The sequence below is a fragment of the Staphylococcus lugdunensis genome, from assembly GCF_001558775.1.
Classification (GTDB): domain Bacteria; phylum Bacillota; class Bacilli; order Staphylococcales; family Staphylococcaceae; genus Staphylococcus; species Staphylococcus lugdunensis.
Genome location: NZ_CP014022.1, coordinates 1,213,283 through 1,240,000, shown reverse-complemented (window position 1 = coordinate 1,240,000; position 26,718 = coordinate 1,213,283). Strand labels below are relative to the sequence as shown.

Genomic DNA, 26,718 nt, shown 5'->3' with positions numbered 1-26,718 from the left:
GGCCTATAGCTCAGCTGGTTAGAGCGCACGCCTGATAAGCGTGAGGTCGGTGGTTCGAGTCCACTTAGGCCCACCATTATTTTGTACATTGAAAACTAGATAAGTAAGTAAATTAGATTTTACCAAGCAAAACCGAGTGAATTAGAGTTTTAAATAAGCTTGAATTCATAAGAAATAATCGCTAGTGTTCGAAAGAACACTCACAAGATTAATAACACATACACACTTATATAATTTTGAAAGAAAACGTTTGTCAGGCGAGGCGTTGAAGCATTTCTAAGCGCAGTTTACTTTTGTAAATGAGCATTAGAAATGATGAAACAACAAAGCATGCGCGCGTTTGACTCAAAATGAATGAGCTTTAAAATGGTGAAACGAAGCCATATGAATGCGATTGACTTAAAGCGCAGTGTGGAAGATTAAGTTATTAAGGGCGCACGGTGGATGCCTTGGCACTAGAAGCCGATGAAGGACGTTACTAACGACGATATGCTTTGGGTAGCTGTAAGTAAGCATTGATCCAGAGATTTCCGAATGGGGAAACCCAGCACAAGTTATGTTGTGTTATCGACATGTGAATACATAGCATGTTAGAAGGCAGACCCGGAGAACTGAAACATCTTAGTACCCGGAGGAAGAGAAAGAAAAATCGATTCCCTGAGTAGCGGCGAGCGAAACGGGAAGAGCCCAAACCAATAAGCTTGCTTATTGGGGTTGTAGGACACTCTATACGGAGTTACAAAGGAATATATTAGACGAATCATCTGGAAAGATGAATCAAAGAAGGTAATAATCCTGTAGTTGAAAATATGTTCTCTCTTGAGTGGATCCTGAGTACGACGGAGCACGTGAAATTCCGTCGGAATCTGGGAGGACCATCTCCTAAGGCTAAATACTCTCTAGTGACCGATAGTGAACCAGTACCGTGAGGGAAAGGTGAAAAGTACCCCGGAAGGGGAGTGAAAGAGAACTTGAAACCGTGTGCTTACAAGTAGTCAGAGCCCGTTAATGGGTGATGGCGTGCCTTTTGTAGAATGAACCGGCGAGTTACGATTTGATGCAAGGTTAAGCAGGAAATGTGGAGCCGTAGCGAAAGCGAGTCTGAATAGGGCGTTGAGTATTTGGTCGTAGACCCGAAACCAGGTGATCTACCCTTGGTCAGGTTGAAGTTCAGGTAACACTGAATGGAGGACCGAACCGACTTACGTTGAAAAGTGAGCGGATGAACTGAGGGTAGCGGAGAAATTCCAATCGAACTTGGAGATAGCTGGTTCTCTCCGAAATAGCTTTAGGGCTAGCCTCAAGTGATGATTATTGGAGGTAGAGCACTGTTTGGACGAGGGGCCCCTCTCGGGTTACCGAATTCAGACAAACTCCGAATGCCAATTAATTTAACTTGGGAGTCAGAACATGGGTGATAAGGTCCGTGTTCGAAAGGGAAACAGCCCAGACCACCAGCTAAGGTCCCAAAATATATGTTAAGTGGAAAAGGATGTGGCGTTGCCCAGACAACTAGGATGTTGGCTTAGAAGCAGCCATCATTTAAAGAGTGCGTAATAGCTCACTAGTCGAGTGACACTGCGCCGAAAATGTACCGGGGCTAAACATATTACCGAAGCTGTGGATTGTCCTTTGGACAATGGTAGGAGAGCGTTCTAAGGGCGTTGAAGCATGATCGCAAGGACATGTGGAGCGCTTAGAAGTGAGAATGCCGGTGTGAGTAGCGAAAGACGGGTGAGAATCCCGTCCACCGATTGACTAAGGTTTCCAGAGGAAGGCTCGTCCGCTCTGGGTTAGTCGGGTCCTAAGCTGAGGCCGACAGGCGTAGGCGATGGATAACAGGTTGATATTCCTGTACCACCTAGTATCGTTTTAATCGATGGGGGGACGCAGTAGGATAGGCGAAGCGTACGATTGGATTGTACGTCTAAGCAGTGAGACTGAGTGTTAGGTAAATCCGGCACTCATAAGGTCAAGCTGTGATGGGGAGAGGAAATTGTTTCCTTGAGTCGTTGATTTCACACTGCCAAGAAAAGCCTCTAGATAGATAACAGGTGCCCGTACCGCAAACTGACACAGGTAGTCAAGATGAGAATTCTAAGGTGAGCGAGCGAACTCTCGTTAAGGAACTCGGCAAAATGACCCCGTAACTTCGGGAGAAGGGGTGCTCTTTAGGGTGCAAGCCCAGAAGAGCCGCAGTGAATAGGCCCAAGCGACTGTTTATCAAAAACACAGGTCTCTGCTAAACCGTAAGGTGATGTATAGGGGCTGACGCCTGCCCGGTGCTGGAAGGTTAAGAGGAGTGGTTAGCTTCTGCGAAGCTACGAATCGAAGCCCCAGTAAACGGCGGCCGTAACTATAACGGTCCTAAGGTAGCGAAATTCCTTGTCGGGTAAGTTCCGACCCGCACGAAAGGCGTAACGATTTGGGCACTGTCTCAACGAGAGACTCGGTGAAATCATAGTACCTGTGAAGATGCAGGTTACCCGCGACAGGACGGAAAGACCCCGTGGAGCTTTACTGTAGCCTGATATTGAAATTCGGCACAGCTTGTACAGGATAGGTAGGAGCCATTGAAACGTGAGCGCTAGCTTACGTGGAGGCGCTGGTGGGATACTACCCTAGCTGTGTTGGCTTTCTAACCCGCACCACTTATCGTGGTGGGAGACAGTGTCAGGCGGGCAGTTTGACTGGGGCGGTCGCCTCCTAAAAGGTAACGGAGGCGCTCAAAGGTTCCCTCAGAATGGTTGGAAATCATTCATAGAGTGTAAAGGCATAAGGGAGCTTGACTGCGAGACCTACAAGTCGAGCAGGGTCGAAAGACGGACTTAGTGATCCGGTGGTTCCGCATGGAAGGGCCATCGCTCAACGGATAAAAGCTACCCCGGGGATAACAGGCTTATCTCCCCCAAGAGTTCACATCGACGGGGAGGTTTGGCACCTCGATGTCGGCTCATCGCATCCTGGGGCTGTAGTCGGTCCCAAGGGTTGGGCTGTTCGCCCATTAAAGCGGTACGCGAGCTGGGTTCAGAACGTCGTGAGACAGTTCGGTCCCTATCCGTCGTGGGCGTAGGAAATTTGAGAGGAGCTGTCCTTAGTACGAGAGGACCGGGATGGACATACCTCTGGTGTACCAGTTGTCGTGCCAACGGCATAGCTGGGTAGCTATGTATGGACGGGATAAGTGCTGAAAGCATCTAAGCATGAAGCCCCCCTCAAGATGAGATTTCCCAACTTCGGTTATAAGATCCCTCAAAGATGATGAGGTTAATAGGTTCGAGGTGGAAGCGTGGCGACACGTGGAGCTGACGAATACTAATCGATCGAAGACTTAATCAAATATATGTTTTGCGACGCAAAATCAATTTTACTTACTATCTAGTTTTGAATGTATAACATTCACTTGTCTGGTGATAATGGCAAGGAGGTCACACCTGTTCCCATGCCGAACACAGAAGTTAAGCTCCTTAGCGCCGATGGTAGTCGGACTTACGTTCCGCTAGAGTAGGACGTTGCCAGGCAAAGCAAATGGATGCGATGAGCCGCATTGAGACCGAGAGGTCTCTTTTTTATGCCAAAAATTGAAAAACAAGTCGATAAATAACGGCTTTGCGAAGAGAAAGCGATTGAAGCTGACGTATTCTGACCTATAGAAAATACAAATTAAATGCGATACTTCAAAAATGAAAAAGTTATTGCTTTTTTAAATGATTAAAATTATTTTAAAACATTTGCACTGAAACTTAGTTTTTAAGTCTACAAAATTCTCACTCATAGTCATTTATGACGAGTGCGCTTATTAGTGCTTGGACATGATTAGACAAATCTTCATTTGAAATGCCACCAAACCCTAAAATAAAAGTAGGATAGCGTTCATTAGCATCATCGAAGTAATAGGGTTCCAGCTTAAGAGATATATTTGATGCGTTTTCTAGACATTGTTCCATTGTTAGCCCATTTATAACCCGAATGGTAAAATGCATGCCAGTTAATGCGCCATCAATCTTTAATTGGTTAGAGTAAGGTGCAAGTTGATTTAAAATATAAGTAAGTTTGTCGCGATAAATTTTTCTCATTTTATTTAGATGGCGTTCAAAACTGCCTGATGCCATAAATCTTTCGACGATATGTTGAATATGAACGGGAACTGTATTTCCTTCTTTATATGGATGATGATTATATATGTTTAATATTGGATAAGGTAAAACGATATACGCTATACGACAACTTGGAAATAGAGACTTAGAAAATGTACTAATATAAATAACTTTTCCTTTCGTGTCTAAACTTTGTAAAGCGGGTATCGGTTTGCCATAATATCTAAACTCAGAGTCGTAATCATCTTCAATAATATAACGTTTTTCTTGCTGCTGTGCCCATTGAATTAATTGGGTGCGTTTTTTTAAATTCATGATATGCCCCGTTGGAAATTGATGTGAAGGGGTAATATACAAAATATCATTATTGTATTCAAAGATGGGATCGACTTGGATGCCATCTTTTTCTACTATAACTTGTTTATAAGGCATCTGTTTCTTGTCTAATGTTTGTTTAATTGGTGGATAGCTTGGTTGTTCGATAATAAAGGAGCTATCTGATAGTACATCTGTAATCATATCGAGTAATTGTTCTGTAGAAGAACCGATAATAATTTGATTTGGATGACAAGTAACCCCTCTGCTGTTAAATAAATAATGGGCAATTTGTTGTCTTAATGCCAATTCACCCTGTGGATGTCCATGTTGTAAAAGGTCTATATTACTATCATCAAAAACATCTCGAGCATATTTTCTTAATGTATGCAATGGAAAGTTTTCAGCATCTATTTCAGCCAAGTTGAAGGCATAGCGGTAATGTGATTTTGGCGTTGACTTCTGAATGAAGTTGATTTCATGAAACCCTGATGTTTGTGGTACGACAGGCAGTGATTCGATATCTGATACATAATAGCCTGAACGTGGTTTGGCATAAATAAATCCTTCATCTAGTAAAAGTTGATAGGCATGTTCGATTGTTGTATGACTAAGTGATAAATGTTCACTTAATTGTCGCTTTGAAGGAAACTTTTCATTTGCCTGATAATGACCTTCAATAATTTGGGCTTTTAATTTTTCATAGAGTGATTGGTATAGTGCAGTTTTCTTCTTCATATCATCTGGCCTCTTTATTTATTATAAAATTGAACCTTTTTCAATATCAGTTTATCGTTTAGAATGGATTTAATCAATTAGAAAAGGGGCAATTTACATGTCTAAAATTGTAGGATCTGAAAGAGTTAAACGAGGTATGGCTGAAATGCAAAAAGGCGGCGTCATTATGGACGTTGTTAATGCAGAACAAGCTAGAATCGCGGAGGAAGCTGGAGCGGTTGCTGTTATGGCATTAGAGCGTGTGCCTTCTGATATTAGAGCGGCAGGAGGGGTAGCACGTAGCGCTAACCCTAAAATTGTTGAAGAAGTAATGAACGCTGTTTCTATACCGGTTATGGCTAAAGCACGTATTGGACACATTACTGAAGCGCGTGTGCTCGAAGCTATGGGGGTCGATTATATTGATGAATCTGAAGTATTAACACCAGCTGATGAAGAATATCATTTAAGAAAAGACCAGTTTACTGTACCGTTTGTTTGTGGGTGTCGTGATTTAGGTGAAGCCGCACGTCGTATTGGTGAAGGTGCAGCAATGTTACGTACGAAAGGTGAACCTGGAACTGGAAACATTGTTGAAGCAGTACGTCATATGAGAAAAGTAAATGCTGAAGTTAGTCGTTTAGTAGTAATGAACGACGATGAAATTATGACGTATGCTAAAGAATTAGGTGCGCCATATGAAATCTTGAAACAAATCAAGGATAACGGTCGCCTACCAGTTGTTAACTTTGCTGCTGGAGGTGTAGCAACACCTCAGGATGCTGCTTTAATGATGGAATTGGGTGCAGATGGCGTCTTTGTAGGTTCAGGTATTTTCAAATCAGAAGATCCTGAAAAATTTGCGAAAGCGATTGTACAAGCGACGACACATTATCAAGATTATGAGTTAATTGGTAAATTGGCTGCAGAATTAGGAACAGCAATGAAAGGCTTAGATATAAATAAAATTTCATTAGAAGAACGTATGCAAGAGCGTGGTTGGTAAGATATGAAGATAGGTGTATTGGCATTGCAAGGCGCTGTGCGTGAACATATTCGTCATATTGAATTAAGTGGTCACGAAGGCATAGCAATTAAAAGAGTAGAACAACTAGAAGAAATTGATGGATTGATTCTTCCTGGTGGTGAGTCAACCACACTTAGAAGATTGATGGATTTATATGGTTTTAAAGAAAAATTACAACAATCTAACTTACCTATGTTTGGCACATGTGCTGGCCTAATTGTATTAGCTAAACATGTCGAAGGTGAAACAGGGTATTTAAAAAAATTGGATATCACTGTAGAACGTAATTCGTTTGGTAGACAAGTAGATAGTTTTGAATCAGAACTTGATATTAAAGGCATTGCTGAAGATATAGAAGGTGTTTTTATTAGAGCACCACATATTGCTAGCGTAGAAGATGGCGTAGAAGTATTAAGTACTGTTGGCGATAAAATTGTTGCAGTTAAACAAGGGAACTATTTAGGTGTATCATTCCATCCTGAGTTAACGGATGATTATAGAGTTACGCAATACTTTATTGAACATATGGTCAAATAACATAGTCTTGTTGAAAGAGCACTCAAAAAATGAGTGCTCTTTTTTAATATAACCTATTAATATGAGACAATGATACGATGCAAGATTTGCTCTACATTAAATAGCTATTTTAAAATATTCGCTTTTTTATAAGAGATAGCAAGAAAGTATAAAAAAATGATGCTATAAGATGCCTACGATATAGGCTCTTATAGCATCACAAAACGATAATATGTCTATTTAATATTTATTTAAATAAAGAATCCAGCAATTGTTGCGGAGATAAATGAAACTAGTGTAGCACCGAACAATAATTTTAAGCCAAAGCGAGCAACAATATCACCTTTTTCAGAGTTAAGTGATTTAATGGCACCAGAAATAATTCCAATTGAGCTAAAGTTAGCGAATGATACTAGGAATACTGAAGTTACGCCTTTAGCGTGCGTTGAAATATCTGATAGTTTACCTAATGATTGCATAGCAACAAATTCATTAGAAAGCAGTTTTGTTGCCATAACTGAACCAGACTGTACAGCTTCGTTCCATGGAACACCAGATAAAAAGGCTAAAGGTGCAAAGACAAAGCCAATTAAAGTTTGGAAATCCCAAGAGACAGCGCCATGCGTTATGACACTTAAAAGACCACTAACGATACCGTTTAGTAATGCGATAATGGCGATATAGCCAATGAGCATTGCCCCAACGATAACCGCTACTTTAAATCCATCTAAAATGTACTCTCCTAACATTTCAAAGAAAGATTGATTTTTAGTTTCTGTTTCATCTACTAATAATTTATCTTCTTCTTCATTCACTTTATAAGGATTAATAATTGATGCAATAATGAAACCACCAAAAAGGTTAAGTACAACTGCCGTTACGACATACTTTGGTTCAATTAAAGTAAAGTATGCGCCAATAATTGAAGCTGAAACGGTAGACATAGCTGAAGCGGTTAATGTATATAACCGTTGTTTCGGTATGTAAGGTAATTGTTTTTTTAAAGAAATAAAAACTTCAGATTGCCCTAAGATGGCTGCGGCGACGGCATTATAAGATTCTAAACGTCCCATGCCATTGATTTTAGAAATTAACCAGCCTAACCCCTTAATAATGAGTGGTAGGATGCGAGTGTATTGTAGTATGCCGATTAACGCAGAGATAAATACAATCGGTAATAAAACACTAAAGAAGAATGGAGGGTTTTTAGGATTAACAAATTTAAATCCACCAAAGACAAAGTTAACGCCTTCTGCAGCTTTTTGTAGTAAATAATTAAAGCCGTTTGAAATTCCTCCGATGACATGTATACCTGCCGTCGTTTTAAGTAAAATAAAGGCGAATATAAATTGAATCACAAGTAACAAAGCGACGTACTTCCAACGAATATGCTTTCTATCTGAGCTAAATGCAAAGGCAAGCGCTAAGAAGAAAACGATTCCAATTATCCCAATGAGAATATGCATAGACCTGCTCCTTAATCTTTTTTCTAAATCTTATCATACAATAAATAGATGTGAACAAACACCTTTATTTTTTAAATTGAAAAACAAATTGGTTGAAAATGGTCAAAGTTGGTCATATAATATAGTCAAAGAAGGTCAAAAGGGGTGATAAGCATGCACAATATGTCTGACATCATAGAGCAGTACATTAAAAAATTATTTGAAGAAACGAATGGAGACGCTGTTGAAATACAACGAGCCAATATAGCACAGCGGTTTGATTGTGTGCCTTCTCAATTAAATTACGTTATTAAAACCAGATTCACCAATGAGCATGGTTATGAAATAGAAAGTAAACGTGGAGGCGGTGGATACATCCGAATCACGAAAATTGAAAATAAAGATGCAACGGGGTATATTAATCACTTGCTTCAATTAATTGGACCAACCATTTCACAGCAGCAAGGTTACTATGTTATTGACGGCTTGCTTGAAAAAGGTTTGATTAGTGAAAGAGAAGCTAAAATGATACAAGCTGTCATTGACCGTGAAACATTAAAAATGGATGTCATGTCTAGAGATATTATCCGAGCAAATATTTTAAAACGAATCTTACCGGTGATTAATTACTATTAATACTGAAAAATGCGAGGTGTTAAGACGTGCTTTGTGAAAATTGCCACTTAAATGAAGCAGAGGTAAAGCTTACGGTTAAAAGTAAAAATGGAACCAGTGAGAAATGGGTTTGTCCTGTTTGTGCACAAGGAGAAAATCCATGGAATCAGAATTACACATCTCATCACCAGTATCAAGATGATATTGAAGAAGCATTTGTTGTAAAGCAAATATTACAACATTTAGCTACAAAACATGGTATTGATTTTCAAAATGTTGCTTTTCAAGAAGAAAAACAGTGTCCAACTTGTCATATGACCTTAAAAGATATTGCGCATGTTGGTAAGTTTGGCTGTGCACAATGCTATGCTACCTTTAAAGATGACATTATTGATATTGTGAGACGGGTGCAAGGTGGACAGTATGAACATGTTGGGAAAACGCCGCATTCATCACATCAAAAATTAGCAATAAAAAAACAAATTGAAGAAAAATCACAATATTTAAATGTATTAATAGATGAACAAAAATTTGAAGAAGCTGCTCTTGTAAGAGATGAGATAAAAGCATTAAAGCAACAGAGTGAGGTGTTACATGATGAATGATTATAATATTAATCCTGATGATATATTGACCAATATCGAAACAGCACCAGTTGTTATGTCATCACGAATTCGCTTAGCACGTAATCTTGAAAATCATGTACACCCACTTATGTTTCCATCTGAACAAGAAGGTTTTCGAGTTATTAATGAAGTTCAGGATGCATTGCCAGATCTAGATTTACAACGTCTAGATCGCATGGACCAGCAAAGTAAGATGCAACTTGTTGCGAAACATTTAGTCAGTCCTGAACTAATTAAGCAACCAGCATCGGCAGTGATGACTAACGAGGATGAATCTCTTAGTATTATGATTAATGAAGAAGATCATATACGCATACAAGCGATGTCACCTGAGTTATCTTTGTCTGAATTATATACGAAAGCATCTGATATTGATGATTTACTCGATAAAGCGTTAGATATTAGTTACGATGAACATTTAGGGTACTTAACTACATGCCCAACCAATATTGGAACAGGCATGAGAGCAAGTATTATGTTACATTTGCCTGGTTTATCGATAATGAAACGAATGAATCGTATTGCTCAAACAATTAATCGTTTTGGCTTTACAATTCGTGGTATATATGGAGAGGGTTCGCAGGTCTATGGACATATATATCAGGTTTCAAATCAACTAACTTTAGGGAAAACAGAACAAGACATCATCGATAATTTAACAGAAGTTGTTAATCAAATTATTAATGAAGAAATGCAAATTCGCGAACGGTTACACACATATAACCAAATTGAAACGTTGGATCGTGTTTATCGTTCGCTTGGTATATTACAAAATTGTAGAATGATTTCTATGGAAGAAGCATCCTATCGACTTAGTGAAGTGAAATTAGGAATTGATTTAGGATATGTACAATTGCAAGATTTTAATTTTAATGAATTAATGGTGAGTATTCAATCTGCTTTCTTGTATAACGATGAAGACGAGGACGATGAGAAATCCGTCAATGAGAAACGTGCAGATATTTTAAGAGCTCAGACCATATAGGAGGTAAATAGATATGTTATTTGGTAGATTAACTGAACGTGCGCAGCGTGTTTTAGCACATGCACAAGAAGAAGCTATTCGTTTGAACCACTCAAATATTGGTACTGAACACTTGTTATTAGGTTTAATGAAGGAACCTGAAGGTATTGCTGCTAAAGTATTAGAAAGTTTCAATATTACTGAAGATAAAGTGATTACCGAAGTCGAAAAACTTATTGGCCACGGACAAGAACAAGCTGGGACGTTAAGATATACACCTAGAGCTAAAAAAGTCATTGAATTATCAATGGATGAAGCTAGAAAACTTCATCACAATTTTGTTGGTACAGAACATATTTTATTAGGTTTAATTCGTGAAAATGAAGGTGTAGCGGCACGTGTTTTTGCAAATTTAGATTTAAATATTACGAAGGCACGGGCTCAAGTTGTGAAAGCATTAGGTAGTCCAGAGATGGGTACGAAAAATGCACAAACAAATAAATCTAATAATACACCAACGTTAGATAGCTTAGCGCGTGACTTAACGGTGATTGCTAAAGATGGCACATTAGATCCGGTTATCGGTAGAACAAAAGAGATTACACGTGTGATTGAAGTCTTGAGCCGTCGAACTAAAAATAATCCTGTACTTATTGGTGAACCAGGTGTAGGTAAAACAGCTATTGCTGAAGGTTTAGCACAAGCAATCATAAATAATGAAGTGCCAGAAACGTTAAAAGACAAACGTGTGATGTCATTAGATATGGGTACGGTTGTAGCAGGTACGAAATATCGTGGTGAGTTTGAAGAACGCTTGAAAAAAGTAATGGAAGAGATTCATCAAGCCGGCAACGTGATTCTATTTATTGACGAGTTACACACGCTCGTTGGTGCAGGTGGTGCAGAAGGTGCTATTGACGCTTCAAACATTTTAAAACCAGCACTTGCACGTGGTGAGTTACAATGCATTGGTGCGACTACTTTAGATGAATATCGTAAAAACATCGAAAAAGATGCCGCTTTAGAACGTCGTTTCCAACCGGTACAAGTTGATGAGCCGTCAGTTGAGGATACAATCGAAATTTTAAAAGGATTGCGTGATCGATACGAAGCACATCATCGTATTAACATTTCAGATCAAGCTTTAGATGCGGCCGCAAAATTAAGTGACCGCTATGTTTCAGATCGCTTCTTGCCTGACAAAGCCATTGATTTAATTGATGAAGCAAGTTCTAAAGTAAGATTAAGAAGTCATACAACACCAACAAATTTAAAATCAATTGAGCAAGAAATTGAAACTGTAAAAAAAGAAAAAGATGCTGCAGTTCACGCTCAAGAATTTGAAAATGCAGCCAACCTTAGAGATAAACAATCTAAATTAGAAAAGCAATATGAAGATGCCAAAAAAGAATGGCAAAATGCGCAAGGTGGTAGTAACACAGAATTGTCGCAAGAAGATATTGCTGAAGTTATCGCCGGTTGGACCGGAATTCCTTTAACAAAAATTAATGAAACAGAATCAGATCGACTATTAAATCTCGAAGCGACATTACATGGTCGTGTCATAGGCCAAAATGACGCTGTGACATCAATTAGTAAAGCTGTGCGTCGTGCACGTGCCGGCTTGAAGGATCCTAAGCGTCCAATTGGTAGTTTCATCTTCTTAGGACCTACAGGGGTTGGTAAAACAGAATTAGCACGTGCATTAGCTGAAACAATGTTTGGTGAAGAAGATGCGATGATTCGTGTTGATATGAGTGAATTCATGGAAAAACACGCTGTGAGTCGCTTAGTTGGGGCGCCTCCAGGATATGTAGGCCATGATGACGGTGGTCAATTAACTGAAAAAGTAAGACGCAAACCATATTCAGTTATTTTATTTGACGAAATCGAAAAAGCGCATCCAGATGTATTTAATATTTTACTTCAAGTATTAGATGATGGACATTTAACAGATACGAAAGGACGTCGTGTAGATTTCCGCAATACTGTAATTATCATGACATCAAACGTTGGTGCCCAAGAGCTACAAGATCAACGATTTGCTGGATTTGGTGGTGCAAGCGAAGGTCAGGATTATGAGACAATTCGTAAAACAATGATGAAAGAGCTTAAAAATGCTTTCCGTCCAGAGTTCTTAAACCGTGTGGATGATATTATTGTCTTCCATAAATTATCTAAAGACGAATTAAAAGAAATTGTCACAATGATAGTTAATAAATTAACGCAACGTTTGTCAGAACAAGATATTCAAATTGAGGTTACAGACAAAGCGAAAGAAGTTATTGCTGAAGAAGGTTATGATCCGGAATATGGTGCTCGTCCACTCATTCGTGCAATTCAAAAAACAGTTGAAGATAATTTAAGTGAATTAATTTTAGAAGGTAATCAAATCGAAGGTAAAGCAGTGACTATCGATCATGATGGTACGGAGTTTAAATATGATATTCATGATAGAACTGCTAATTCTGAAGAAGAAATGACTCAAGCATAGAAAGACTGGAAATTAATGCGCTCGCTAGATAGATTTAGCGAGCGTTTTTTTTCATTTTTAATATAAAATGAATAAATGTACATAAACTATAGGTAAAAAATAATTTTATTGTAGTTATTTGATATATTATTTGTTAAATGATGATTTCCTATCTATTTGAATCTCTAAACATTTGTCATAACCGTGTGCAATGTATAAAATGGATTTAATGAAAATTGTGGAGGTGCGAAAGTGGCCAAGAAGAAAATCATTTTTGAGTGTATGGCATGTGGCTATCAATCTCCTAAATGGATGGGTAAATGTCCTAATTGTGGTGCTTGGAACCAAATGGAAGAGATTATAGAACAGAAGGCTGCACATCCTAAACATGGGGTTAAAGCACAAACGGCTACCGGAAAAGTTCAAAAATTAAACAGTATTCAACATGAATCGACACCACGTGTGCAAACGAAATCTCAAGAGTTTAATCGTGTGTTAGGTGGGGGGATTGTTAGTGGTTCTTTAGTGTTGATTGGTGGAGATCCAGGTATCGGGAAATCAACACTATTACTACAAATCTGTGCCTCGCTTTCGCAACAATTAAACGTGCTGTATATTACAGGTGAGGAATCATTAAATCAAACAAAATTGAGAGCAGAACGCTTAGAGGAAGACTCTAGTCAATTAAATGTGTTAGCTGAGACAGATTTAGAAGTTATTCACCAAACCGTTTCAGAAACTAAGCCAGATATTTTAGTGGTGGACTCTATTCAGACGATTTACCATCCTGAGATTGCATCGGCACCCGGATCTGTTTCTCAAGTGCGTGAGAGTACTCAAAGTTTGATGAATATTGCGAAGCAGATGGATATTGCCACATTTATTGTAGGACATGTGACTAAAGAGGGGCAGATAGCTGGTCCACGATTGTTAGAACACATGGTAGATACAGTGCTTTATTTTGAAGGTGATGAACATCATGCGTATCGTATTTTACGTGCTGTTAAAAACCGTTTTGGTTCAACAAATGAAATGGGTATTTTCGAAATGAAGCAAAGTGGTTTGAAAGGTGTCAAAAACCCGTCCGAAATGTTTTTAGAAGAACGTTCAACAAATGTTCCGGGTTCAACAATTGTGTCGACAATGGAAGGAACACGACCATTACTTATTGAAGTACAAGCTTTAGTGACCCCAACAACGTTTAATAATCCACGACGTATGGCAACAGGTATTGACCATAACCGTCTGAGCCTGCTTATGGCAGTGCTTGAAAAGAAAGAAAATTATTTATTGCAGCAACAAGATGCATATATTAAAGTAGCAGGTGGTGTAAGATTAACAGAACCGGCTGTAGACTTAAGTGTAATTGTAGCAACTGCATCAAGCTTTAAAGATGAAGCGGTTGATGGTTTAGATTGTTATATTGGAGAAGTAGGTTTGACTGGTGAAGTCAGACGTGTGTCACGTATTGAACAACGCGTTCAAGAAGCAGCTAAACTAGGATTTAAACGTGTGATACTCCCTAAAACAAATATCGGCGGATGGACATTTCCTGACAATATACAAGTCATAGGTGTTTCGACAGTACATGAGGCATTGAAATATGCTTTCAAAGCTTAAAATTTTCATACACAGCCAAAGAGGTGAAAGTTGAATGGATATACTTAAATTTATAGTAGTAATCATCTACTTTATTGTTGGTGCTGCTCTAGGAATTCTTATTATTCCAGAAGTCGTCAATGATATAGGGGTTACAAGTTATCCAATTTTAAAAAATCATTATATAGATGGGTTGCTTGGTGCGCTCATATTCTTTATTATTTTTGGTTTTTTCATTAACCAAGTAACACAATTAATCCGCACTATGGAACAGTGGATTATGAAGAGAAGTGCTGTTGAAATACTATTTGCGACAATTGGTCTTATTATAGGATTACTTATTGCAGTTATGGCATCATTTATTTTAGAAATGATTGGCAACTCGATATTTAATCATTTTATACCAATTATTATTACATTAATTTTATGTTATTTAGGATTTCAATTTGGTTTAAAGAAACGAGACGAAATGTTGCTATTTTTACCCGAAAATATGGCGCGTTCAATGTCGCAAAGTCATCGTAGTGCGGTGCCTAAACTGTTAGATACAAGTGCTATTATTGATGGGAGAATACTAGAAGTGATTCGCTGTGGATTTATAGATGGTGAAATTTTAATTCCACAAGGTGTAATTAATGAGTTGCAGATTGTTGCTGATGCCAATGACAGCGTTAAGCGAGAAAAGGGACAACGTGGCTTAGACGTATTAAATCAACTCTATGATTTAGACTATCCAACGCGTGTAATCCATCCGCAAAAGTCACATAGCGATATTGATACACTATTAGTTAAATTAGCACAGTCGTATCATGCGCATGTCATTACGACGGATTTTAATTTAAATAAAGTTTGTCATGTTCAAGGCATTCAAGCACTCAATGTGAATGACTTATCAGAAGCAATTAAACCCAATGTACATCAAGGTGACTACTTAAACATCTTACTCACAAAGATGGGGAAAGAGCCTGGACAAGGTGTTGGCTATCTTGATGATGGGACAATGGTCGTCGTAGATAATGCAAAACAGTTGGTTGGTCAGCAAGTAGAATTAGAAGTAATTAGTCTGTTGCAGACGTCATCAGGTCGTATTGTCTTTGCTAAAAAAATTGATGATAACCTGTGATTAACAAACCAATCATTAAACATTAACAGTTTCATGTGAAACGTATACGAGCAAAATTTAGTGTGTACGAATTACATGAAACTTTTTTGTTATAAGGCAAGGATATGACAAAACATGGTACTTATCAAAGTACTGAATAAGTGCTACAATATATGAGAAAATATTGTCTTACCAACTGAACATGGCCCTGAAAGTTATTCACTAAGAATTAATGTAGCGGAAAGTTGATTTTTAAGAATAGCTTTTTCTTATTAACTTAAAAGATATGCGAAGTGTTGCGTAAGTGATGAAAACAAGAAATAAATGACGTAGGAGTGAATATAATGAGTAATCGCGTTAGAGTAAGATACGCACCAAGTCCAACTGGATATTTGCATATTGGCAATGCCAGAACGGCGCTATTTAATTATTTATTTGCGAAACATTATGATGGAGATTTCGTTGTTCGTATAGAAGATACGGACAGTAAACGTAATTTGGAAGACGGAGAAGCTTCACAATTTAATAATTTAAAATGGTTAGGCTTGGATTGGGATGAATCTGTAGATAAAGACAAAGGTTATGGCCCTTATCGTCAATCTGAAAGAGCAGATTTTTATAACCCACTTATTCAACAATTACTAGATGAAGATAAAGCTTATAAATGTTATATGACAGAAGAGGAATTAGAAGCAGAACGTGAAGCGCAAATCGCGCGTGGCGAGATGCCTCGATACGGTGGACAACATGCGCATTTAACAGAAGAACAACGTCAACAATTTGAAGCGGAAGGACGTCAACCAGCTATTCGCTTTCGTGTACCTCAAAATCATACGTATACATTTAATGACATGGTTAAAGGTGAAATTTCATTTGACTCAAATAATATAGGTGATTGGGTTATCGTTAAAAAAGACGGGGTGCCAACATACAATTTTGCAGTAGCTGTCGATGATCACTATATGGAAATATCAGATGTTATTCGCGGAGATGATCATGTTTCAAATACGCCAAAACAATTAATGATTTATGATGCGTTTGGTTGGGAACCGCCGCGTTTCGCACACATGTCATTAATCGTCAATGAAGAGCGCAAGAAACTAAGTAAACGCGATGGTCAAATTTTACAATTTATCGAGCAATATCGTGACTTAGGATATTTACCAGAAGCATTGTTTAACTTTATTACATTGTTAGGTTGGTCTCCTGAAGGTGAAGATGAAATCTTTTCTAAGGAAACGTTTATTAAAATCTTTGATGAAAAGCGTTTATCTAAATCACCAGCAATGTTTGATAGACAAAAATTAGCATGGGTTAACAACCAATATATGAAGACCAAAGATACTGAAACAGTATTTGAACTCGCGTTACCACATTTAATCAAAGCAAATCTAATTCCTGAGCAACCAAGTGAGGAAGATCGCGAATGGGGTCGAAAATTAATTGCCTTGTATCAAAAAGAAATGAGCTATGCAGGAGAAATTGTGCCATTGTCCGAAATGTTCTTTAAAGATATGCCAGAATTAGGTGCAGAAGAACAAGAAGTAATCAATGGTGCGCAAGTTCCTGAATTAATGCAACATTTGTATGGCAAACTCGAAGCGCTAGAACCATTTGAAGCTGCAGAAATCAAAAAAACAATCAAAGAAGTTCAAAAAGAAACAGGTATTAAAGGTAAACAATTATTTATGCCAATACGTGTTGCTGTTACTGGACAAATGCATGGTCCTGAACTGCCAAATACAATTGAAGTGTTAGGTAAAGACAAGGTGTTAAGTCGTCTGAAACAATATGTATCATAGGAAGTCATGTTCGAGTGAGGAACTACTTGAAATTTTGAGCTAAACGACATATGATTAGAGTTGTATCGTCCACAAAGGATTAGTAAATAATGATATTGTGCTATAGAGAATGTACGGTTGGTGAAAGTACATCACAATAGTTATGGAATGCACCTTTGTGTAGACAATTGAATAATATAAACGAGAGTAAAGTGATATACTGATATTGCTTTACTGAATTAAGAGTGGAACCGTGCAAAAGCGCCTCTAACATCATACTTGTTAGAGGCGTTTTTTCATAAGAAACGTTTAAAGAACAAATTGATGTTATTAAATGGGCAAGGAAAGAAATAAGTTATTATGAAATCGGGGAGGAGATTATCTTGCTAAGAAGAATGAGAGACGACGTTAAAATGGTCTTTGAGCAAGATCCAGCAGCAAGAACAACATTTGAAGTAATCACTACGTATGCTGGGCTTCATGCGGTATGGAGTCATTTAATTGCACATAAATTATATAATAAGAAAAGATATGTACTAGCACGTATTATTTCACAAATTTCACGCTTTTTTACTGGTATAGAAATACATCCTGGTGCACAAATTGGCAAGCGCCTATTTATTGACCATGGCATGGGTGTAGTCATTGGTGAAACATGTACGATTGGAGACAACGTCACGATTTATCAAGGCGTTACGTTAGGTGGAACTGGAAAAGAAAAGGGTAAACGCCATCCAGACATTGGAGACAATGTTTTAATTGCAGCTGGATCGAAAATTTTAGGCAATATTCAAATTGAGTCGAACGTCAATATTGGCGCAAACTCAGTAGTATTGCAATCTGTGCCTAGTTATACAACTGTAGTGGGTATTCCAGGGCATATTGTAAAACAACAGGGTAAACGAATCGGGAAAACATTTGATCACCGTAACTTACCGGATCCATTATATGAGCAAATTAAGCAGCTAGAAAAACAACTAGAAAAAGCCAAGAACGGAGAGATTAAAGATGATTACATTATATAATACATTGACACGTCAAAAGGAAGTATTCAAACCCATAGAACCTGGGAAAGTTAAAATGTATGTCTGTGGGCCGACCGTATATAACTATATTCATATAGGGAATGCACGACCAGCGATTAACTATGATGTAGTACGTCGTTACTTTGAATACCAAGGGTATGACGTAGACTACGTCTCAAATTTTACTGATGTTGATGATAAACTTATTAAACGTTCACAAGAACTGAATGAATCCGTTCCTGAAATTGCTGATCGTTATATTCAAGCATTTTATGAAGATGTTGGTGCTTTAAATGTTAAGAAAGCCACTTCAAATCCACGTGTGATGGACCATATGGAAGATATCATTGAATTCATTAAAAATTTAGTCGACGAAGGTTATGCCTATGAAAGTCATGGAGATGTCTATTTTAGAACACGTAAATTTGATGGCTATGGTAAATTAAGCCATCAGTCTATTGACGACTTAAAAGTAGGCGCTCGCATTGAAGCGGGTGAACAAAAAGAAGATGCTTTAGACTTTACATTATGGAAAAAAGCTAAGCCTGGTGAAATTAGCTGGTCTAGTCCCTTTGGAGAAGGGCGCCCAGGGTGGCATATTGAGTGCTCTGTGATGGCATATCATGAACTTGGTAAGACCATTGATATTCATGCTGGAGGCTCCGATTTACAATTTCCTCATCATGAAAATGAAATTGCGCAATCAGAAGCACATAATCATGCACCATTTGCAAATTATTGGATGCATAACGGTTTTATCAACATAGACAATGAGAAAATGAGTAAGTCATTGGGGAATTTTATATTAGTGCATGATATCATCAAGGAAATTGATCCTGATGTCTTGCGTTTCTTTATGATTAGCGTACACTATCGCAGTCCAATCAACTATAATATGGAACTTGTTAGTGCAGCTAAAAGCGGCCTAGAACGCATTCGCAATAGCTATCAATTAATTGAAGAGCGTGAAACAATAGCTACCAATATTGTTGAACAAACAGACTACATTGAACAAATTGATGCAATATTAAAACAATTTGAGCAAGTGATGAATGATGATTTTAATACAGCTAATGCGGTAACTGCATGGTATGATTTAGCAAAATTAGCCAATAAATATGTGTTGGAGAAATCAACTTCAACGGCAGTAATCGAGCGTTTTAAAGAAGTGTATCAAATATTTAGTGATGTACTAGGCGTTCCTTTAAAAGGTCAAGAAGCAGATGTACTATTAGATGAAGAGATAGAGCAAATGATTGCTGAGCGTGATGAAGCACGTAAAAATAAAGATTTTGCGAGAGCAGATGAAATTAGAGATACATTAAAGGCACAACATATTATTTTGGAAGACACGCCTCAAGGTGTGAGATACAAACGTGGCTAATATGGATATAAAATTATTAAATCCACTAACATTAGCTTACATGGGTGATGCGGTTTTAGATCAACATGTTAGAGCATATATTGTGTTGAAATTACGCAGCAAACCTAATCGTCTTCATCAAGCAGCTAAACGCTATGTCTCAGCTAAAAGTCAGGCACAAACACTAGAAAAATTATTAGCACAGCAGTGGTTTACAGAAGAAGAATTAGATATCGTTCGGCGTGGTCGCAATGCTAAAAGCTATACAAAAGCTAAAAATACTGATATTCAAACGTATCGTAAAAGCTCTGCAATAGAAGCAGTGATTGGCTTCTTATACTTAGAGCAACGAGAGCAGCGTCTTAATTCACTATTAACAGAAATCATTCACATTGTTGACGAAAGAGAGGGAAGATAGCATTGGAAGATCATATAATAGTAGGTCGTCATGCCGTAAAGGAAGCCATTGTCACTGGTCATACAATAAATAAAATACTGATTCAAGAAGGTATTAAAAAACAACAAATCAAAGAAATTTTAACAAACGCAAAAACTCAAAAATTAGTCGTGCAAACAGTGCCAAAATCTAAATTAGATCATATGTCAGATGCGCCTCACCAAGGTGTTGCAGCCTTGATTGCACCATATGAATACGCCGATTTTAACCATTTTATTAAAATGCAACAACAAAAGGAAAGCCTATCTACGGTCATTATTTTAGATGGATTAGAAGATCCACATAACTTAGGTTCTATTTTGCGGACAGCAGATGCAACAGGTGTGGATGGTATTATTATTCCTAAACGTCGTTCAGTAGCGTTAACACAAATTGTAGCTAAAGCATCTACAGGAGCGATTCAGCATATACCTGTAATGCGTGTAACTAATTTATCTCAGACAATTGATGATTTGAAAGCGCATGGTTTTTGGATTGTAGGAACAGAAGCAGATAATGCCACAGACTATAGAGACATGGCAGCTGATATGTCATTAGCAATTGTCATTGGTAGTGAAGGCCAAGGGATGAGCCGTCTAGTTAAAGATAAATGTGATTTTTATATTAAAATTCCAATGGTCGGTCACGTGAATAGTTTAAATGCATCCGTGGCAGCTGGTTTGATGATGTATGAAGTATATCGTAAACGTCATTCATATGGAGACAAATAATGAAGCAAAAATATTTAGTTATAGACGGTTATAATATGATTGGCCAATCGCCAGAGTTGATGACCATTGCTAAAGAAAGCCTTGAAGAAGCACGCGAACAATTGTTGGATGCCATAGCGAATTATAGCGCTGTGATAGCTGATGAAGTGGTATGTGTCTTCGATGCATATGAACAATCAGGTATTGAACGTGAATATATGTATCATGGTGTAAAGATTATTTATACAAAAGAAAAAGAAACCGCAGATAGCTATATCGAACGTTATGTCTATGACTTATATAATAAACATACAACGCATATTACGGTTGTGACGAGTGATATGAGCGAACAGCATGCAATTTTTGGAACAGGTGCTTATCGTGTATCATCTCGAGAAATGTGGCGCGAATTAAAAGAAATGGAAATAACAGTAACAAAGTCGTTAGATGACTTTAGTCAATCAAAACCTAGAACTCGAATACCGTTATCTGATGATATACTTACTGAATTTGAAAAAATACGTCGAGGTCATCATCACAAACACTAGTATTGTGATATTGCCGAAATCCTATATCAGGGTATAAAATTTAGCATATAACTCTTATTGGAAAGTAGGCGACAAACATAACTGGTAGACATCTTGAAAGCGCGTTTAAAATGTACCGAGAGTGTGACAATAAAGATGATGCTTTTGCAGAACTTGTGAATTTGTGGAAACCCATTATTATTAATAAGCTTAAAAAGGTAGATTATTACCTAAATGATATCGACGATTTATATCAAGAGGTCTTAATTAAACTTTACTTGGTCATTGATCGCTATGACACACAACAAGATAAACCATTTGAGTATTATGTGAATTGTGTTATTAGGTCAGTTAAATATGATTATTTACGTAAACAATATGCCTATCATAAACGAATACAAAGCATGATTAAAGAGAGTCATGTAAACGTATATTACAATCAACATGTGAATCCTGTTGAAATAAAAATGTTACAACGCGCAGATTTAATGAATATATTTGAACACACGAAGTATTTTACTAAGGTAGAAAAAAGGGTGTTTTACGCGCTGATTGCAGGATATAAACCATTAGAAATTGCACGAATACTTAAGTTACAACGCAAAGCGGTTTACAATAGTATACAACGTTGTAAAATGAAATTATATAAAGTGATATTAAAGACTACGGAATGAGTTTTATTGATCATATTGTTTCATAGCTTCGTTTGACATTTAAGCCCAAATATAGGTATAGTATATTGGTATTAAAATGTGTAAGGGTGAATAAATGTGAAAAAAGTCCCTTTAAATTGCGATGTTTGTGGCAATAGAAATTATCATGTTCCAAAGAAAGATGGCTCAGCATCAAGGTTAACACTTAAAAAATATTGTCCAAGATGTAACTCACATACAGTACATAAAGAATCGAAATAATACTTTTAGTGCTATGAAAAGTGGTTATTCGATGTTGCAACATGAGACAACGTATAGGCTAGTTAATGAGTGAGAGTATGGAGGTTGTTTTTGATGGCTAAAGACAAAAACAAAGAAAAAGATAACTTTTTCAAAGGCGTTAAGTCTGAAATGGAGAAAACAAGTTGGCCAACGAAAGAAGAGTTATTCAAATACACTGTTATTGTAGTATCTACAGTGCTATTCTTTATGGCTTTTTTCTATGTTTTAGATATCGGTATCGGAAATCTTATTGAATTATTTAGATAAAAGTAAGGAGTGACAACATGTCTGAAGTAGTTGGTGCTAAACACTGGTATGCAGTGCACACATATTCTGGATATGAGAATAAAGTTAAAAAGAATTTAGAAAAAAGAGTCGAATCAATGAATATGACAGAACAGATTTTTAGAGTTGTCATACCCGAAGAGGAAGAGACTCAAGTCAAAGATGGCAAAGCTAAAAAAGTAGTTAAAAAGACATTTCCAGGATACGTTTTAGTGGAACTCATCATGACAGACGAATCATGGTATGTCGTGCGAAATACTCCTGGCGTTACTGGATTCGTTGGTTCTGCAGGCGCAGGATCTAAGCCGAATCCATTACTACCTGACGAAGTTCGTTTTATATTAAAACAAATGGGTCTTAAAGAAAAAACAATAGATATAGAATTAGAGATTGGCGAGCAAGTGCGTATCAAATCAGGTCCGTTTTCTAATCAAGTTGGAGAAGTTCAAGAGATTGAAGCAGATAAATTTAAATTAACTGTGTTAGTAGATATGTTTGGCAGAGAAACACCAGTAGAAGTTGAATTTGATCAAGTAGAAAAGCTTTAAAGTAAAGCCTCAATACTGGAACTGTGTTAATAATTGTTGAACGCTTTAAATGTTGAAATATTACTATTGATTTTTGTAACGAAAAGGTGTTAAAATAATGTGGTCGCGTTTTTAAGACGCTCATTTCGTCACGAAATGTTTGAGTGGGAGGGCAAAACTGAGCCCTGTGACCACATCACGATATCAAGGAGGTGCACATCGTGGCTAAAAAAGTAGAAAAAGTAGTTAAATTACAAATTCCTGCAGGGAAAGCAAATCCAGCACCACCAGTTGGACCAGCATTAGGTCAAGCAGGTGTGAACATCATGGGATTCTGTAAAGAATTCAACGCACGTACGCAAGAACAAGCAGGTTTAATCATTCCGGTAGAAATCAGTGTATATGAAGATCGTTCATTTACATTTATCACAAAAACTCCACCGGCTCCAGTACTACTTAAAAAAGCAGCTGGCGTAGAAAAAGGTTCAGGTGAACCTAACAAAACTAAAGTTGCTACAGTTACTAAAGAACAAGTACGTGAAATTGCTAATTCTAAAATGCAAGATTTAAACGCTGCAGACGAAGAAGCAGCTATGCGTATTATTGAAGGTACTGCTCGTAGCATGGGTATTACTGTAGAATAATTAAGAATTTAAACTTGAAATGAATTGATAGACGATAACAGCAGATAACGAAATGGCAACCAACGCTATTGTCTTCGATGGATTTAAGTGAAATTGGGTGAACATCGTCTCCCAAAATTAACATAGATATCATCAGTTATCTGCTCTTAACTTGTGTGATACGCAAGTGAAATGTGGGAGGAAATTCCGCTAAAACCACTAAAGGAGGAAGAATAATGGCTAAAAAAGGTAAAAAGTATCAAGAAGCAGCTAGCAAAATTGACCGTACGCAACACTACAGTGTTGAGGAAGCAATTAGCTTAGCTAAAGAAACTAGCGTAGCTAACTTTGATGCATCAGTTGAAGTTGCATTCCGTTTAGGTATTGATACACGTAAAAATGATCAACAAATCCGTGGTGCAGTTGTACTACCAAACGGAACTGGTAAATCACAACGTGTATTAGTATTTGCGAAAGGTGATAAAATCACTGAAGCAGAAGAAGCAGGCGCAGATTATGTAGGTGAAGCAGAATATGCTCAAAAAATCCAACAAGGTTGGTTTGATTTCGATGTAGTTGTTGCTACACCTGACATGATGGGTGAAGTTGGTAAATTAGGTAGAGTATTAGGACCAAAAGGTTTAATGCCTAACCCTAAAACTGGCACTGTTACGATGGACGTTAAAAAAGCTGTTGAAGAAATCAAAGCAGGTAAAGTTGAATACCGTGCTGAAAAAGCAGGTATTGTTCACGCTACTATCGGTAAAGTTTCATTTGATACTGATAAATTAATTGAAAACTTTAACGCATTACAAGACGTTTTAGCAAAAGCAAAACCAGCTTCAGCTAAAGGTACTTACTTCAAATCCGTTGCTGTTACTACAACAATGGGTCCTGGCGTTAAAGTTGATACTTCATCATTTAAATTATAATTATATAATGACTTCAAAGACTGGCAACTTTTGCTAGTCTTTTTTTAAAAAACGATTGACATATTACAATAACAACGTTATATTAATTATTGTGATTATTTTACCTAAGACAGTAGGAGTTAATTATAACTTAAAAATCAATCCTACCGAGGCTAAAATTGACTTGAACGTGATGATTAATTGATCTTTCAAGCACTTTTTGCCGTGGGTAGAAAGTGCTTTTTTTATTGCTATTAAAAAAAGCACCGAACAAATTTAAATGGAGGTGTCTGAATGTCTGCTATCATTGAAGCAAAAAAACAACTTGTTGACGTTATTGCTGATCAACTTAAAAATTCAGTATCAACTGTCGTTGTCGATTACCGTGGTTTAACAGTTGCAGAAGTAACAGAATTGCGTTCACAATTACGTGAAGCTGGTGTTGAGTATAAAGTATACAAAAACACAATGGTTCGTCGTGCAGCTGAACAAGCAGGTATCGAAGGCTTAAACGATTTCTTAACAGGTCCTACAGCAATTGCAACTTCAACTGAAGATGTTGTAGCACCAGCGAAAGTTATCGCAGGTTTTGCAAAAGAACACGAAGCTTTAGAAATCAAAACAGGTGTCATGGACGGTAGTATTATATCAGCAGAAGAAGTTAAAACTGTTGGTTCATTACCTTCACACGACGGTCTTGTATCTATGCTTTTATCAGTATTACAAGCTCCAGTCCGCAACTTCGCTTATGCAGTTAAAGCTGTTGGAGAACAAAAAGAAGAAAGCGCTGAGTAATTGCGCATAAATTTTAAAATAACGGAGGAATTATAAAATGGCTAATCAAGAACAAATCATTGAAGCAATTAAAGAAATGTCAGTTTTAGAATTAAACGATTTAGTAAAAGCAATTGAAGAAGAATTTGGTGTAACTGCAGCAGCTCCAGTAGCAGCAGCAGGTGCAGCTGGTGGCGGAGACGCAGCAGCAGAAAAAACTGAATTTGATGTTGAATTAACTTCAGCTGGTTCATCTAAAATCAAAGTTGTTAAAGCAGTTAAAGAAGCAACTGGCTTAGGATTAAAAGATGCTAAAGAATTAGTAGATGGCGCTCCTAAAGTAATTAAAGAAGGCCTTGCTAAAGACGAAGCTGAAAAACTTAAAGAACAATTAGAAGAAGTAGGCGCGACTGTAGAATTAAAATAGTTCTCTCGTCTAAACTTAATATAGGTTAAGATAAATGAGATACATCGTTTGAATGTAGGAAGACTTAACCTAAATGCTTTGAGAAATGAAAACCCCGTTATCACGATAACGGGGTTTAGTTCATTTTCAGAATACAGTGGTACTTAATTAACGCATCCAAGTAGTTCAAGAAAAATGAAAAAATACACGAATAATATGTACTTTTTATGCTCATGACGTAAAAATACACGGTGATAATTCTTTAATACAAATCTATAAAGGAAAGGGGTGGGCTTATGAGTCATTATTATGATGAGTGCCCAGACGTTAAAAGTAATCAACAAACCATTGTTTACTCATATCAGCACGATAAATTACAGCTAGTGACAGATGCAGGTGTTTTTTCTAAAGATAAGGTAGATTTCGGCTCTGACTTGCTAATTCAAACGTTTTTGAATGAACATCCGCCTGGTCCGAGTAAGTCGATTGTTGATGTTGGATGTGGATATGGTCCTATTGGCCTAACCATAGCAAAGGTCTGTCCGCACCATAAAGTGACAATGCTTGACGTTAACCAACGCGCATTAGCACTAGCTGAAAAAAATAGTAAGCATAATCAAATTGATAATGTCATTATTAAAGAAAGCGATGGTCTTTCTGCAGTAAAGCATAACGCTTGTGATTATATTTTAACTAATCCGCCAATTAGAGCTGGTAAAGAAGTTGTTCATCGAATTTTTGCTGAAGCATATGACAGGTTAAGGACACAGGGTGAGCTGTTCGTTGTCATACAAAAGAAACAAGGTATGCCATCCGCTAAAAAGAAATTGGCTGAACTATTTGATAATGTAGAAGTCGTCACAAAGAATAAAGGATATTATATATTAAGAAGTTCAAAAGGTTGATTTAATATTCGTAT

The 26,718-nt window shown here is 37.3% G+C and carries 25 protein-coding genes, 1 tRNA gene, 2 rRNA genes and 1 other annotated feature (1 of these 29 running past the window's edge); of the genes, 26 read left to right on the top strand and 2 right to left on the bottom strand.

The window, feature by feature from the left end; translation table 11 throughout:
• The 3 genes from AL499_RS05855 to rrf all read left to right on the top strand — a co-directional run.
• Positions 1 to 76: transfer RNA gene (locus AL499_RS05855), tRNA-Ile, on the top strand (it extends 1 nt beyond the left edge of the window).
• A 341-nt stretch (positions 77 to 417) separates the two neighbouring features.
• Positions 418 to 3,339 (top strand): 23S ribosomal RNA (locus AL499_RS05850).
• A 67-nt stretch (positions 3,340 to 3,406) separates the two neighbouring features.
• Positions 3,407 to 3,521: ribosomal RNA gene (gene rrf, locus AL499_RS05845) — 5S ribosomal RNA — on the top strand.
• Between the two features lie 246 nt (positions 3,522 to 3,767).
• Here rrf and pdxR read toward each other — a convergent pair.
• Positions 3,768 to 5,150 carry a MocR-like pyridoxine biosynthesis transcription factor PdxR gene (pdxR, locus tag AL499_RS05840; protein ID WP_002459961.1) on the bottom strand — a complete coding sequence of 461 codons (1,383 nt, stop codon included), beginning with the start codon at positions 5,148 to 5,150 and terminating at the stop codon, positions 3,768 to 3,770.
• Between the two features lie 97 nt (positions 5,151 to 5,247).
• Between pdxR and pdxS the strand changes: the two genes are divergently transcribed.
• Both pdxS and pdxT read left to right on the top strand, forming a co-directional pair.
• Positions 5,248 to 6,135, top strand: a complete 888-nt coding sequence (gene pdxS / locus AL499_RS05835; RefSeq protein ID WP_002459960.1) for a pyridoxal 5'-phosphate synthase lyase subunit PdxS — start codon at positions 5,248 to 5,250, stop codon at positions 6,133 to 6,135.
• A 3-nt stretch (positions 6,136 to 6,138) separates the two neighbouring features.
• Positions 6,139 to 6,693: a pyridoxal 5'-phosphate synthase glutaminase subunit PdxT gene (gene pdxT / locus AL499_RS05830; RefSeq protein ID WP_002459959.1), complete on the top strand. Its 555-nt coding sequence runs from the start codon at positions 6,139 to 6,141 to the stop codon at positions 6,691 to 6,693.
• Between the two features lie 230 nt (positions 6,694 to 6,923).
• Here pdxT and AL499_RS05825 read toward each other — a convergent pair whose 3' ends face one another.
• Positions 6,924 to 8,138, bottom strand: coding sequence for a NupC/NupG family nucleoside CNT transporter (locus tag AL499_RS05825; RefSeq protein ID WP_002493014.1), 1,215 nt, complete (start codon positions 8,136 to 8,138; stop codon positions 6,924 to 6,926).
• Positions 8,139 to 8,291: 153 nt separating this feature from the next.
• Here AL499_RS05825 and AL499_RS05820 point away from each other — a divergent pair, with 153 nt between their 5' ends.
• The 21 genes from AL499_RS05820 (at position 8,292) to AL499_RS05725 (ending at position 26,704) form a co-directional block, all read left to right on the top strand.
• The gene (locus AL499_RS05820; protein WP_002459957.1) at positions 8,292 to 8,753 is read left to right on the top strand and encodes a CtsR family transcriptional regulator; all 462 of its coding nucleotides are present in this window, start codon (positions 8,292 to 8,294) and stop codon (positions 8,751 to 8,753) included.
• A gap of 26 nt (positions 8,754 to 8,779) precedes the next feature.
• A complete protein-coding gene (locus AL499_RS05815) occupies positions 8,780 to 9,337 on the top strand; it encodes a UvrB/UvrC motif-containing protein (protein ID WP_002459956.1) in 558 nt (185 codons plus the stop codon).
• A complete protein-coding gene (locus AL499_RS05810) occupies positions 9,330 to 10,343 on the top strand; it encodes a protein arginine kinase (RefSeq protein WP_002492974.1) in 1,014 nt (337 codons plus the stop codon). The genes AL499_RS05815 and AL499_RS05810 overlap by 8 nt, the downstream gene beginning before the upstream one ends.
• 13 nt (positions 10,344 to 10,356) lie before the next feature.
• Positions 10,357 to 12,816, top strand: coding sequence for an ATP-dependent Clp protease ATP-binding subunit (locus tag AL499_RS05805; protein ID WP_002492959.1), 2,460 nt, complete (start codon positions 10,357 to 10,359; stop codon positions 12,814 to 12,816).
• 231 nt (positions 12,817 to 13,047) lie between these two features.
• A complete protein-coding gene (radA, locus tag AL499_RS05800) occupies positions 13,048 to 14,415 on the top strand; it encodes a DNA repair protein RadA (protein WP_002459953.1) in 1,368 nt (455 codons plus the stop codon).
• A 34-nt stretch (positions 14,416 to 14,449) separates the two neighbouring features.
• Positions 14,450 to 15,517, top strand: coding sequence for a PIN/TRAM domain-containing protein (locus tag AL499_RS05795; RefSeq protein WP_002459952.1), 1,068 nt, complete (start codon positions 14,450 to 14,452; stop codon positions 15,515 to 15,517).
• Between the two features lie 323 nt (positions 15,518 to 15,840).
• Positions 15,841 to 17,298, top strand: a complete 1,458-nt coding sequence (gene gltX, locus AL499_RS05790; protein WP_002459951.1) for a glutamate--tRNA ligase — start codon at positions 15,841 to 15,843, stop codon at positions 17,296 to 17,298.
• A gap of 356 nt (positions 17,299 to 17,654) precedes the next feature.
• Positions 17,655 to 18,302 carry a serine O-acetyltransferase gene (gene cysE, locus AL499_RS05785; RefSeq protein WP_172412359.1) on the top strand — a complete coding sequence of 216 codons (648 nt, stop codon included), beginning with the start codon at positions 17,655 to 17,657 and terminating at the stop codon, positions 18,300 to 18,302.
• Positions 18,286 to 19,686, top strand: a complete 1,401-nt coding sequence (gene cysS / locus AL499_RS05780; protein WP_002479468.1) for a cysteine--tRNA ligase — start codon at positions 18,286 to 18,288, stop codon at positions 19,684 to 19,686. Before cysE ends, cysS begins: the two co-directional genes overlap by 17 nt.
• Position 19,687: 1 nt before the next feature.
• Positions 19,688 to 20,083: a Mini-ribonuclease 3 gene (locus AL499_RS05775; protein ID WP_037540504.1), complete on the top strand. Its 396-nt coding sequence runs from the start codon at positions 19,688 to 19,690 to the stop codon at positions 20,081 to 20,083.
• Between the two features lie 2 nt (positions 20,084 to 20,085).
• Positions 20,086 to 20,832: a 23S rRNA (guanosine(2251)-2'-O)-methyltransferase RlmB gene (gene rlmB, locus AL499_RS05770; RefSeq protein ID WP_002459947.1), complete on the top strand. Its 747-nt coding sequence runs from the start codon at positions 20,086 to 20,088 to the stop codon at positions 20,830 to 20,832.
• Positions 20,832 to 21,359, top strand: a complete 528-nt coding sequence (locus AL499_RS05765; protein ID WP_002459946.1) for an NYN domain-containing protein — start codon at positions 20,832 to 20,834, stop codon at positions 21,357 to 21,359. The genes rlmB and AL499_RS05765 overlap by 1 nt, the downstream gene beginning before the upstream one ends.
• A 110-nt stretch (positions 21,360 to 21,469) precedes the next feature.
• Positions 21,470 to 22,012, top strand: a complete 543-nt coding sequence (locus AL499_RS05760) for a sigma-70 family RNA polymerase sigma factor (protein WP_002479466.1) — start codon at positions 21,470 to 21,472, stop codon at positions 22,010 to 22,012.
• A 96-nt stretch (positions 22,013 to 22,108) separates the two neighbouring features.
• Entirely contained in the window at positions 22,109 to 22,252 is a 144-nt protein-coding gene (gene rpmG / locus AL499_RS12305; RefSeq protein ID WP_002459944.1) for a 50S ribosomal protein L33, read from the top strand.
• Positions 22,253 to 22,345: 93 nt separating this feature from the next.
• Entirely contained in the window at positions 22,346 to 22,540 is a 195-nt protein-coding gene (gene secE, locus AL499_RS05755) for a preprotein translocase subunit SecE (RefSeq protein WP_002459943.1), read from the top strand.
• Positions 22,541 to 22,557: 17 nt separating this feature from the next.
• Positions 22,558 to 23,106 carry a transcription termination/antitermination protein NusG gene (nusG, locus tag AL499_RS05750; RefSeq protein WP_002459942.1) on the top strand — a complete coding sequence of 183 codons (549 nt, stop codon included), beginning with the start codon at positions 22,558 to 22,560 and terminating at the stop codon, positions 23,104 to 23,106.
• Between the two features lie 200 nt (positions 23,107 to 23,306).
• Positions 23,307 to 23,729, top strand: a complete 423-nt coding sequence (gene rplK, locus AL499_RS05745) for a 50S ribosomal protein L11 (protein ID WP_002459941.1) — start codon at positions 23,307 to 23,309, stop codon at positions 23,727 to 23,729.
• Between the two features lie 215 nt (positions 23,730 to 23,944).
• Positions 23,945 to 24,640 (top strand): 50S ribosomal protein L1, encoded by a 696-nt coding sequence (gene rplA, locus AL499_RS05740; protein WP_002479465.1) that lies wholly within the window; start codon positions 23,945 to 23,947, stop codon positions 24,638 to 24,640.
• An 85-nt stretch (positions 24,641 to 24,725) separates the two neighbouring features.
• Positions 24,726 to 24,874 (top strand) — a sequence feature (ribosomal protein L10 leader region).
• Positions 24,875 to 24,913: 39 nt separating this feature from the next.
• The gene (gene rplJ / locus AL499_RS05735; protein WP_002459939.1) at positions 24,914 to 25,414 is read left to right on the top strand and encodes a 50S ribosomal protein L10; all 501 of its coding nucleotides are present in this window, start codon (positions 24,914 to 24,916) and stop codon (positions 25,412 to 25,414) included.
• A gap of 37 nt (positions 25,415 to 25,451) precedes the next feature.
• The gene (gene rplL / locus AL499_RS05730; protein ID WP_002459938.1) at positions 25,452 to 25,820 is read left to right on the top strand and encodes a 50S ribosomal protein L7/L12; all 369 of its coding nucleotides are present in this window, start codon (positions 25,452 to 25,454) and stop codon (positions 25,818 to 25,820) included.
• A gap of 275 nt (positions 25,821 to 26,095) precedes the next feature.
• Positions 26,096 to 26,704 (top strand): class I SAM-dependent methyltransferase, encoded by a 609-nt coding sequence (locus AL499_RS05725; RefSeq protein ID WP_002492940.1) that lies wholly within the window; start codon positions 26,096 to 26,098, stop codon positions 26,702 to 26,704.
• Positions 26,705 to 26,718 lie beyond the last annotated feature (14 nt).